This window comes from Kribbella sp. NPDC055071, assembly GCF_053608045.1.
Window position 1 is genome coordinate 1 of the sequence record NZ_JBSGUS010000052.1, and the last position, 12,353, is coordinate 12,353.

The 12,353-nt window shown below is 62.7% G+C and carries 5 protein-coding genes; 1 reads left to right on the forward strand and 4 read right to left on the reverse strand.

Annotated features, from left to right (window positions below; all coding sequences use genetic code 11):
* Window positions 1-347 precede the first annotated feature (347 nt).
* From ACWF4Z_RS37905 to ACWF4Z_RS37920, 4 genes are all read right to left on the reverse strand, one after another.
* The gene (locus tag ACWF4Z_RS37905) at window positions 348-1,826 is read right to left on the reverse strand and encodes a flavin monoamine oxidase family protein (protein WP_452248074.1); all 1,479 of its coding nucleotides are present in this window, start codon (window positions 1,824-1,826) and stop codon (window positions 348-350) included.
* A 97-nt stretch (window positions 1,827-1,923) separates the two neighbouring features.
* Window positions 1,924-3,045: a glycosyltransferase gene (locus tag ACWF4Z_RS37910; RefSeq protein WP_452248075.1), complete on the reverse strand. Its 1,122-nt coding sequence runs from the start codon at window positions 3,043-3,045 to the stop codon at window positions 1,924-1,926.
* A gap of 334 nt (window positions 3,046-3,379) precedes the next feature.
* The gene (locus ACWF4Z_RS37915) at window positions 3,380-9,931 is read right to left on the reverse strand and encodes an FG-GAP-like repeat-containing protein (RefSeq protein ID WP_452248076.1); all 6,552 of its coding nucleotides are present in this window, start codon (window positions 9,929-9,931) and stop codon (window positions 3,380-3,382) included.
* A gap of 248 nt (window positions 9,932-10,179) precedes the next feature.
* Window positions 10,180-11,103 (reverse strand): hypothetical protein, encoded by a 924-nt coding sequence (locus ACWF4Z_RS37920; RefSeq protein ID WP_452248077.1) that lies wholly within the window; start codon window positions 11,101-11,103, stop codon window positions 10,180-10,182.
* Window positions 11,104-11,331: 228 nt separating this feature from the next.
* Here ACWF4Z_RS37920 and ACWF4Z_RS37925 point away from each other — a divergent pair, with 228 nt between their 5' ends.
* Entirely contained in the window at window positions 11,332-11,919 is a 588-nt protein-coding gene (locus tag ACWF4Z_RS37925; protein ID WP_452248078.1) for an RICIN domain-containing protein, read from the forward strand.
* The last annotated feature ends 434 nt before the right edge of the window (window positions 11,920-12,353 follow it).

Here is a 12,353-nt window from a genome sequence, read left to right on the forward strand (position 1 = left end):
AACGACCGCTGCCATCCCTTCGTCTGGACCCAAACACCCGACCAGATCCTCAAGAAAGCCAACCGTCACCAAACTTCAGAAACGGTCCACTAGCGCCATTCGTATTTCCGGTCCTGACGTCGTACCCGTTCACCGTGCCTTGCCGCGCCTGGATGGACTTGGATGAATCCCCGGCCGGAATGATCTGGACGACAGTCGTCTCGCCGGGGATGGCACTACTCGTAGTATCTTGGGCTTCCGCTGCACCGGTAGATCCGACACTAATGCTGGCGCCGGCGATCAGGCTGGCAATCAAGACACTCACGCCTCGAAGTCGCAGCCCAGTATGTATCGACATGTGAACTCTCCTAATTCCCCGGCTGACTTTGCCGATCGGCGGTGAGGATCTCGGCGACAACACGGTCGGCGGACTCGAGTGCCCCATTCATCCAGGCGATCCACAGCGAGGTGTGTTCACCGGCGAAGTGGACACGCGACTCGGCCCGTCGGATCGCCGGGAACATCCAGTGCATGTCTCCTGGCTGAACAAAGCCAGTGACGCCGCCGACCCATGGGTCGTCCTGCCAGATCTTGCTCTGAACTGCGACTTCCTGACCCCTGAACCCCGGCAACAGCTGCTCGAACTGCTTGCGCATGTGATCGATGCGGTGACGCGGAATCCGGGATGCGAAGTCGATGGCGTCCGTATCGATCATGTAGCTCTGGATCATGCCGAGGTTCGGGTCCTGCTGCTGTGAACTCGTGTTCCAGATCCGGCCGACCGGTTGGTCAGTGCCGACGAGGTTGAGCCCACCCAGGCGGCCGAGTGGATCCGCCGTCCAGAATCGCGACTTGGTCTGGAAGAAGCATCGCGCCGCAGGCACATATTGAAGCTGATGGATCGCGTCCAGCTTCTTTTGGGAGAAGCCGGCCGCCAGGTGCACCCGACGGAGCGGTGGGAACGGTATCGCGCACACCACCCGGTCCGCGTCGATCTCATGCTGCCCGGTCCGGTCGAGGTAGGTCACCCGGACCCGGCCGTACGAGCTGGCGATCCTCACCACCGGGCTGCTGTACTTGATCCGCGCGCCAAGCGCCTTCGCGAATGCCTTCGGCAGCTTGTCATTACCGCCCTTGATGCTCGTCACCGTGGTGCCCGAGGCAACGAGTTCCTCGGCGAACGCCTCCAGCGCGTTCAACCGGCCCAAGTGACCTTCCTGAGCAAAGAGCCATTCCACCCACGCACGCGAAGCGCCCTGGCTGCGCATGTACTGTGCGAAGGTCTGGCGATCGAGCTCGGTCGTCGACGGAAACCCACCTGGCCAGCTCGCCGCATGCACATCCCCTAGCTTGGCGAACCCCGAATCCACGTACTGCGGGAAGAACGCGAACGGGTTGCTCCGCTCGGCGGCTGTCATCCCGGCGATCGGCCACTGGTTCCCGCCGGACGGTGCCAGGAATCGCTTGCCTTCGATGAAGAACGCCCGCTGCCCCGTGTCGTACGGCATCAAGTCGAGTCCGAAGTGCTTGACGTAGCGATTGGTGTATTCGTGGGTCTCGAAGATCCGGGTCGCGCCCATCTCGGCGTGACCTCCACGGTGGAACCCTTCTCGTACCGTCAGCACCCGCCCACCTGGGCGGTTCTGGGCCTCGAGCACAGTGACCTCGTACCCGGCCTTCATGAGGTTGTAGGCCGAACTGAGCCCGGCGAGTCCGGCGCCTAGGACCACGATCCGCCGCCTGTGGGTGGCACCACCGGTGGTCGCCGAAGCCGACAGGGGCAGGGCGGCAGATGCCGCGACGGCGCTCGCTGCCTGTAGTAACGTCCGACGGTCGATCACTGACATGCTCGCACCTCTTCGTTTCGCTTTGATCGCTCACATTCACTACGGCGAGGCGTTTCGCATCGGTTCTAGGCGCTTTCGGACCGAGGCTCTGCGGATGTCAGCGTTGCTTGGCGAGGTTCTCGATCAGGTCTGCGGACATTGCCGCGGTGTCGATCGCCTCGTAGTCCTGCGACAGGCGCCGGGCACTGACCCGTACATCCGACTCACCGACCGCGCTCAGTACCGCCGTACGAAGTCGTTCTTCCGAGGGGCGCGACGTACGGAGGTCAATGCCGACGCCCGCACGAGCGATCCGTGCACCGACTTCTGCCTTGTCCTCGGTCGTGCCGGCGGTAACGACCGGGGCACCATGGCTCAAGGCCTGATTGACTGTGCCGTATCCGCCGTTGGTGACCAGGACCGACGTGCGCGGTAGGAGCTCGTCGTACGGCAGAAGCGAGGCAATGCGCGCGTTCGCAGGCAACGCGGCCGGATCGAAGTTGCCGCCTGAACGTCCTGTGACAGCGACAACCCAGACGTCCTCACCGGCCAGTGCCCTGATCGTCGGCAGCACGAGCTCCTCCAAGTCGTTGTTGGCCACCGTTCCCTGCGTCACGTGAACGATCGGCCGTGAAGACTCGACGATCTCTGGCCACCAACTCGGCCGGGTGATGTTCGATGCCTTGCCGACAGGAGATCCGACGAACTTGACCTGCTCCGGCAGATGCTGACGCGGATGCTCCAGGCCCGCCACTCCGACCTGCAGATGCAGATCCGCCGAGACGGTCGCCGACAGGAGATCAGCTTTCAGCGGGGGCAAGCCGAACGATCCGCGGACTCCGTTGATGTGGCGCTCAGCGTCGCGAAACATGAGTTGATCGAAGACCCGGTACATAACCGCGTTGCGGGCGCGCCCGAGAATCGACCGGGCTGGTTGGAGTCCAGGACCGAACGGCGCAAGCGTCGGGTCCCTGAGGGGCAGTGGCGAGATACCGACCGTCACGTGCGGGACGTCCATTGTCTCGCTCGCAACGGGCGCTCCGGTCAGACCAGGATCACTGACGATGACGTCCGCGGCTTCCAATTGCAGCAGAGCGACCAACTCCTCGGCCTGGCGCATTGCTGCACCGACGAAGATGTTCGTCAGGTCCCATTTGGTCTTGGCGAGCCCCCGCAGTCCGGCACGCTCCGGATATAGCTCGTCAAGCGGCTGGTCCTCGTGGTCGAGCGCCGGACTCATCGCTACGAAGTCCGCAAAGATCCCCTCTACGACATCGCGGAAACGATGGCCTGTGTACCACCGGACACGATGCCCTCGTGCCGTCAACTCAGCAGCGATCGGCCGGACCGGACCCACATGACCAGGCGATGGATAAGAGGCGATCAATACATTGAGCACAGCTCCAGATACGCACGCATCTCACCGACTGGATCCCGACTGCCGGCGGCGCAGCGTCGCACGCCGAGAGAGGCCGCTGCCTTCGAAACACCGCAGGGACCGGCACTCCGACGTCCTCGCGCCTCCTGACCAACCGGGCCTCAGCAACCTCGCCGCAGGCGAGGCCCATTGAGCTCTACGGGAACCCGAAGCTCCGGAATAGGGGAATCTCCACTGGAGCAGGAGCAGTCGTGGGCCGCACCGGGACAGCCGCCGGACTCCCTGCGGGCAAGCCCAGCCCGGTAGGAGGGGCTGGGAGAAACTTGTGCGACCATGGTCGATCCCACATTGGATCACTGTCGGGCGGGAGCGGGTTCGGGGTTATAGGCGCCCAGTTGAGAATCGCATCAATGGCTCTCTCAAGAAGGCCCGGCTTTCCATCGCCCTCTTCCTTCGCAGCCGCCTCCTTCTCCTCTTCCGCCAGTGGATTTTCGCCCACCTCCCATTCGCCTGAGTACGACGGATCCACAGACCAGCCGTTGGCCTTTGCAATCTCGTCGACCTTGCTGACGTTGTCTTCGGTCACCTTGTCGGGGCTTTCGAATTCGCCAGATTCCATGGGTTGCCGCATATCCCAGTACAGTTCATCGGGGCTCGCATCCTCGCCGGTTCCGCCCTCTGGTTCGCCTGGTTCGTCCGGTCCGCCACCATTGTCTCCGGCGCCGCAGGTGATACCGCTGCCCGTTTGGGTTGGAGTTTGGTCGCCAGTTCCAGGGTCGGTTCCAGTGTCTTCGGTAGCTGGGTCGGACCAGTCCAAGTTGTTGAAGGTGTCGATGGCTTCTTTGAGAGCTTTGGCGAGTTTATCGCGGGCGGCTTGTTCTTGGCGTTCTCGACGGTCCCGTTGTTCTCGGGCGTCCTGTGCTTCGTTGTATTCCTGGTATTCGTCGATGATGTCGGTCTGGGTGGTGTCGTAGGTGCCGGGGGCGCCGCCGGAGTCATAGTATTCACCCATCTTGGCGAAGCTGGTGCAGGCTATGCAGATTTCTTCGCCGGCTGCGTTGCGGACGTGCCCGGTTGGGTCGGTGTATTTCAATGGGTTGTTCGACACGTAGGAGTAACGGTTGAAGGCTTGGGTTGCATTGGCTCCGTCGACGACAGTGTCGGGGGTGGTGAAGCGGCCTAGTTGTGGGTCGTAGAAGCGTGCGCCCATTGCAGTCAGGTCGAGCTCAGGGTGGTCTTGGTGACCGGTGAATCCGTTGTCGATGGTCCGGTCGGTGATGCCTGTGGTGTAGGCGGCAGCGCCGGTGATGCGCCAGTCGGGGTTGCGCTGTTTGCCGAGTGCGTCGTAGCTGCGTGACTCAACCTCGACTGCCAGTGGGCCGCTCTGCTGGCCGGTTTCTTTGCTCACGGCAACTGTTGAGCCCATGCGGTCTGTGTGGTTGTAGAGGGTTGGTTGTGGGGTGACGGCCGGCCGCATGGGCGCTTCGATGAAGGCCATGGTGGCGATCTGCCGGCCCTCAGCGCTCACGGTCAGGTGGTGCTGGATGGTGCCGTCGCGTTCGGCGCGGCGTTCATACAGTTGGGGGATGGTGGTGATGATCTGGTCGGGGGTGGTTTTGCGTGCCTGCTGTCCGGTTCCGTAGTAGAGGAACTCAGCCTGCTTGGTGCCGCTGCTGCTGGTGATCGTCGCCGGCAGATCGAACGGGTTGTAGGTGACCGTGGCCCCGTCACGGGTGGTCTGGCGGCCGAGTTGGTCGTAGCCGTAGACCCAGTTACCGAAGACGCCGCCTGTCACCGAGGTCGCCTGGGTCGGCTTGGTGCTGTCGTAGCCATAGGCGCCGCGGAGGGTGCTCGAGGTCAGGTTTCCGAGGTCGTCGTAGCCGAGCGTGTCCGTTTGGAGCGTTGACGTGTTCTCCACGATCTTCGACGACTTCAGCCGGTTGAGGTCGTCGTAGGCGAACTGCTCCTTCATTCCGGTCTGGGTCCGAGAGACCCGGGTCTCGAGATTTCCTTCGGTGTCGTATCCGTACCGCTCGCTGAAGATCGGTGACGGGAGTACCAGCTGGTCAGTGGCCAGAGTCGTGGTCTCCAGGTCGAGAACCGATCCCCGCCAGTCGTAGATCCGCTTGGTGTCGATCGTGGAGTTCCCTGCGCTCTCGGAGGTCAGGCGATCTGCATCGTCGGTGTTGTTCGCCTTCCACAGCGGTTGCCCGGTACCTTCGCCGGAGGTGACTGCCATCAGACGGCCGTTGGAGGTGATCGGTGAGCCGTAGATGTAGTTCACCTTGGTCCCGGCGCCCTGGCCGGTCAGCTCGGGGTAGTGAATAGCGGTCGTCCGGCCGAGTGTGTCGTGGTCGTAGCTGACCGACAGCGGGCCAGGTTGATCCCAGCCTGGCGTCCGGGGCACTGTGTAGCTCGAGCGCTGCAACTGGCTGAGGTTGTCGTAGAAGTAATCGATGCTTGTTGTGGCCCCATCCGCGGTCTGGTCGGCCCAGGTTGTCTGCAGCAGCATGCCCTTGCGTGTCCGCGGTTCGCCGGTCTGGACGGAATCGTAGGTATTGGCGGCGATCCCCAGCTCGGTTCCGTCCTTGGAGACTGTCGATCGGCGCGTCAGCCGGCCGAGTACGTCGTACATGGCGGTCGTGACCCGGCCTGCGGCGTCAGTGCTCCGGATCGGTTCTCCGAATCCGTTCAACACCGCTGACGTCGTGCCACGCTCCGGATCGGTGCTGGAGGTCTGTGCACCAAGAGCGTCGTACAGGTAGGTCGATGTGCTGTTCGGAACTCCGGACACCCAGGTCCGAGAAAGTGTGCCGAACGTTCCGTACTCGTAGATGCGGGTCGCCTCATCGGCGCCGCCGGTCCCGTCGATTTGCTGAATGGCCTGGCCGCGGTGGTCCACGGAGGTCTTCTTCACCTTGCCGCGGCTGTCGGTGGCGGTCGTGACGAGAGCGTCGTAGGTCCAGGTCGAGACTGGCACCGCCGAGCTGGGTTCAGACTTCGGTTCGGTCTTGCGGATCATCCGGCCGAGGTCGTCGTAGACGTAGGTGATCTTGTCTATCGGCCCCTGTGTCCCTGCGCGGTGGTAGGTCGACACCGATGCGAGCAAACCTCCCGGCTCATAGGTGCGGACACTTTCTCGCATCGCCTTGTCCATCCCGGCGAACCGGTCCAGCTTCACACGCCCGAGCCGGTCGTAAACGACCTGGCGCACCGCACCAGAGTCATCGCGGGTGTCGACACGCAAGAGATTCTCATTCGAGACTTGCTCGGGTACGTACCCAACGGTCGTCAGCGCGCCGCCCGGTACCTTCGTCTTGAGCAACCGGCTGAGATTGTCATAGGTGAAGTCGGTTCGAAGACCGTTCGCGTCCACGGCGACCTTCAAAACACCTAGCAACGGATCGTAGTTCGTGTAGCTGATCTGCTCCAGCGCATTCTTGGACGCGTGCAGGTAGCCGAAATCGTCGTACGTCAGCACCGCTTCCCGGGCCTGGCCATCGACCTGGCCAGTCCGGTCGACCGACTTCCGCCGCATCAGCTGCCCGTCGGACGCGTAGTCGAAGAACGTCTTGGTCTCACGTCCGCGTTGCGCATCAGATCCGTACACCTCGACGGTGTCGGGCCGTGGTGTCGCACCCTCGTAAGTCGTGATTGTCGTCCGGGTCTGGGAGGGAACGGCCGGTGCACCCGGCCCGTTGTTCACAGCGTCGGTCGTGATCACCTTCTGCGGTCGCCGCAGCAGCCACTGGCCCGAGTCATTGTCGTAGGTCGTGTTCGTCTCTGTCTCAGCGGATCTGCCCCCGGCTGACGACGTCACCGCGTGATTACGAAGGTTGCCATAGGCATCGGGTTGAGTATCGGTGACCGTCACAGTCCGGAACGGGAATTTTCCGAACTCGCCGAACTCCCCCACCTCGAGCGGCGCGATTGAGCCCGGCTGGGGGAAGTCGAATTCGTAGCTCCTGGTGGTCTTGGCCGTCAAGTACCGGTGGGAGTTCCCCGCCGGCACGGTCGGCTGATCCGCGGACGAAAAGCTGGTCGTGTCCATCGACACATCGCCATTCGGCAACGACCGGATCTCCCAGTGGGCGTACATCGTCGGGTCTTTGCCGGCCACGGAGGTGGCGAAGAAGTTCTTGGCGTACGTCGGGCCGTGTCCGTCCGCAGGATTGTCGTTGACCACCCGGATGTTGCCGAAGCCGAGAAAGCTCCGCGCGGCTCGGTCCACCACCCCTTCGGCGTACTTGTAGGTCGAAGTCATCACCGAGTTGTCGGACCGCCCCGCGTCGCGCGTCATCTCTTGGACCAACGACATCGCAGGATTCAGCAGGCACGACTTCTGCTCAAGATAGCCGCAGTCACCAAGGTTGTAGGTCGCACCCGGCACAGCCTGCGCGTACTTGAACGACACCGTCGCCGGGAAGGCTCCGCCGTTCCCGGGTGCCTGGTTGCCCTCTCTGATCTCGGTCAACAGATCGCCATGGACAGTCGGCGCGCCAGATCTCTGATGCAGATAAAGCTGCAGACTCGGAGTGGCGTCCGGACTACCGAGCGGAGGCCGTGCAACCACCAACAGATCGTCCAGGCCGTCGGCGTTCGCGTCGACGACCCGCACTCCCTGCTGCGCGAAGTCCTCGATGGACGTTGCGGCAAAACTGACCGAGGTCGCCGACTTCGTGAGATGCACGAACTCCGTACCAACCGGATCGACGCTGCGGACCACATCCAGGCCCGTGTACGTCGTAGCGCCGACTCCCGAGCGTGGGACCAACAGATCCCGCCGGCCATCGTTGTCATAATCGGTGACCTCCGCCGCACGGAGTCCTTCGACCGTGCTGAGCTCGACCCCGGTATAGAACGGTCCAAGGAACTTACGGCCGGTATTCACCCAATAGTACAAAGATTTCCCGTTATCCCCGCCAGAGCTGTTCGCGACCAGATCGACCAGACCATCACCATTAAGGTCGACAAACTTCTTGTCCGCATCTCGGGGCACGTCCAGGCCGGGATTGCCCCAAGGTTCCTTCCCAGTCGGATCGTGGATGAGCGCCCCGCTCTCGTAAAACTGGACCGCCTCGTCGCGGCCGTCCCCGTCAAGATCGGTGACGATGGTGTGTGCGGGAGACTCTCCCATCGTCGACGCGAGCTTCGGCGCTTCGAATGCGACGTCGTGGTCGTACGGGTTGGGGCCGTGGCTGGCGACCGATGCGTCGACCCTCCCCGTACGCCGCCTCCAGGTCCAGGACCACGGCCCATTCTTCTCGGCCTCCAGGACATCCAGGTTGCCGTCGCCGTCGAAGTCACCCGTCAATGCTCCGCTGCTTGCGCTCGGAGCCTGAACGAACGGACTCCACGGATAGTTGGTCAACACCCGGCGAAACGAACCACCCGACGTCGTCAGCCGAGGGCTCCAGTTCGCCCATGCCGAAGTCGCTGGAATGAGATCGGTCAGCCCGTCGCCATCGAAATCGGTCGCCCAACCAGGCGTCTTCACCTGCAACACTGGATCGGTCGCGTCACCGGCCGCGATCGACGTGTAGGTGTTGGACCCGCTCGACGTGCCCGGGCCGGCAAACGCATACTTCCACTGCTGCGGATCAGCCCACGCTAGATCACTTCGGCCATCGCCGTTGAGATCGGCGGCAATCAGCTGGCTCGCCCGCGACGCCGGCGCCATCCAGGCACCAGACTGAGCAACCTGCACCGTGCCAGGCGCGAAGCCCTCCACGCTGTTGGACCACGCGAACTTCGTCGATCTCATGCACCGCGTGTTCGCGACAAGACCACACTCGGTCAATGTTGTCAGCCGGCTCTGCCCAGAGCCGCTCTTCTCATAACCCAGTTTGTAGACCCGCGCGTCCTTCCAAGCACCACCAACCTGCAGGCCCGTCGTCACCGTCTCCAGCAACTTCGCACTGACACGGCCACCACCGACCTGGAACCCGGACCGTTTGTCCACACGATCCAGATATCCGAAGCGCACCCGCCGATCCAGCTTGTCCGCCGACCCGTAGAAGATGTTGTCGATCCAACGCTCCGTCTCGTATCCATCCAAGCCGTGCGACGAACCGTACTCGTACGAAATCACGTTGCCCGAGCGATCCGACTCCCTCACCAGCGACCAAGCAACATTCGCCGACTGGCCATTACCGAGGGACACCCGCGTCGTACCAGTGTTCTGGCCATACTCGCGGATCACCCCGTCCGGCGACCAGACAGTGAAACTCGTCGGCCCCCTCACCAGGTCCGACGTGTCTGCCGCACGTGACGACATAACCTTCACAAAGGTGTCTGGGACGGTTCGGTAGACCGTCCCATCAGCACCGTTGACACCACCTACTGGGCGCAACTTCTGCCCATCCAGGCAAAAGGGATCCGCGGCATTCAACCGCACACCCAACGCCTTCTGCTCGACCGCGATCGACTGACGACAACGACCAATCTCAGACAGGCCTGACAGCGCGAACCCCACTCCCAACTGGCCACGCCCACGCGAACTCGAATAGTTCAGCGCCAACCGAGGGCCGAAGCCGCCTCGACCTTGGACCAGCCGCAGCGGAACATCGTATTGAGACGCGCCATCGTTACCTACCGACGCAGTCCCCCGCGTCCCGGTCGGCGCCGAGAGATCCGCAGCCACCGTCTCGGATGGACTAGCCACCAACGCCGGGTCATATGCGACCGGCACCAAGTCCGCCCAGGCGTTGCTCTGCACCACCAACGCCAACACGACAACCAACCGCATGCTTCGCGACGCTCGAGATAGCCAGGGTGCTACAGATCGATGCCTCATCGTTGCTCCGTTCACCTCGAGGGCAGTTAGCGAGATGGCCATTTCCCAACCGATGCCGGGTGCAGGCGACGCACCGCCAGCGTGGGTATAGCGAGTTCCAGCTCAAGGGCCAATGGGTTCGAGCCCGAAAGTCTGTACTGACGGCAGGCGGCCGGATCCCAGCTCGGTCGAGATCGTGACTGGCCAGGTTGGTGTGCGCTTCAGTCTGGATAGTCGGTTTGCCAGTCGGGATACAGGAAGTCGTGTCCGGGCGGCGCAACGGCTATGACCTGCCGATCACCGCCGGCCACATTGACCGTCTCAAGCTGGTCGCCGTCGTTATAGGTGTACACAATGCGGCTTCCGTCGGGCGACCATGCAGGCTGCGTGTGGTGGTCGAAGGTCAACCACCTGAGGCCCGTGCCGTTGGCCTGGATGGTCATCAGCCCAACTCCGAAATCCGAGCCGCAGCATCGGGAGAACACCAGTTTGGTGCTGTCAGGCGACCAGGCGGGCCACTTGTCCTCGAATGTCGGGCCTTCGTCCTTGGGTCGGGTCAATTGAGTGAGGAACGTCCCATCAACATTGACGACGAAAATTCCCGCTGGGCTTGCGAACGCAATGCGGGATCCATCGGGCGACCAGGAGATGCCCGCGAAGGGGCCGCCTGGGCCAGTGAAACCGGTCGGCAAAGCGGCGATCTTTACCGGTGTGCCACCGGCAACCATCGTATAGACACCGAGCTGGTTGTTACGCCGACTACCGAACGCCCACCTCTTGGTGGCCGACGGCGCCCATGCCGGCGCGGTGTCGAGACCAGGATTCACGGTCAGGCGTTCAGGCAGTTGTCCATCCTTGAGCGCTACAAATATCTCTGGATCACCACCGACGGTTCCAACGTACGCGATCCGTTTGCCATCCGGTGACCAAGCCGGATCGGATCCAGATATACCTAAAGTCGTCGGAAGGGCTCCGTTCGGATAGATTGTCGCAATCTTTGAATCCGAACCGGTCGAGTCTGTATAGGCAATGAGGCCTGGCGCTCCCGGCACCACAGCCGTGGCAGGCGCGACCGCCCCCGCGAATAGACAAGCAGAGACACACACGGCGGCAACGCACAGCTTCAACGCTCGAACAACAGGCAAGATGACACTCCGATCAGCCCAGGGACGGCCGTGGCCTTACCTGTACTACGCGATCCACACCCAAATCGGTTCGATGCTGCATCCCTCACCCTCAGGGCTTCGACCAGACGATGGCGTACCCGGCCACTCGGCTGAACCAGTTGGCTGAACACCCCCGTAAAGGTTGATGTACCGACAGCATCTTGCTATTGGCAACCATCAGTTCCGTCAACCCAACAAGGAGTTCTCATGTCTCGCGCCCGTTTCCTTCGCCGTGGTGCGGCAGCCGGTCTGGCGGTCGCAGCCTTGGCGTCCGGAGCACCTGTTCTGGCAACCGCGGCTCCCGCGGCATCCACGCCAACTGAGTTCAGAGTCAAGCTTCTCCCCCAGCACGTCTCCCAAGCACCGGGCTTCAAGATGGCCCTCGAAGCGCAGCGGCAGGATGGGGAGGATGCCGACTACGTCAGGCAGACGGTCGACTTCAGCCTGAATTCTCAGAAGTGGGTCCTGCAGTTCGTGCCGTTCTACGGCCAGGTTCAGATCGTCAACGTCAAGACCAGGCTGTGCATGCAAGGCAGCAAGTACCGCGGCTTCCATGTCAAGCAGGCCCCATGCATCTCGCCGACCGCCGCCAACCCGACACCCGAGCAACAGCGCCAGTTCTGGTACGACAACCAACGCATCTACAACGGCACCATCGTCCACCGCTTCACAAATGTCGTCGATGGCCTCGTGATGGGCATCCAGTACGCGCGCACCACGCCTGGCGCGACCCTCACCTCCCAGAGGCTCGCCAACACCCCCGAGCAGTTCTTCCGCCTCGAAGCGACCAGCTGACACGCCAGGATCCTGGACTTGCACAAGAATGCCTCGCCTACTGACCAGCGCGTTCGCCTACCTCTGCCGAGCCGGTGGCCGCCGAGTCGGTCACCAACCAGCTGCGTTTGGTTCGCGGTGACGCTCAGCCGGAATTGCAACGGACCGCACTGGTTAGACCCACCTTCACAGCGTTGAGGGCGACGACGAGACAGACGGTCGCCAGACGCGACTAAGCGAGCACCGCCACCGACGGATCAATCGACACCGGCGGCTGTGAGCAACGAGTGTTCTTCGTGGCCCGCGAGGCCGCCAGCACCCTCGTTGACGTCACCTTCAGACCCGTGAATTTGACGCCGCGCCCTAGTGGCGCGTGTCATTAATTAGGTGACGGTTGGTGTTGGGTGAGAATGAGGTATGCCGAACCGTCCTGCTGTTGCGCTGGTGCTTCGTGA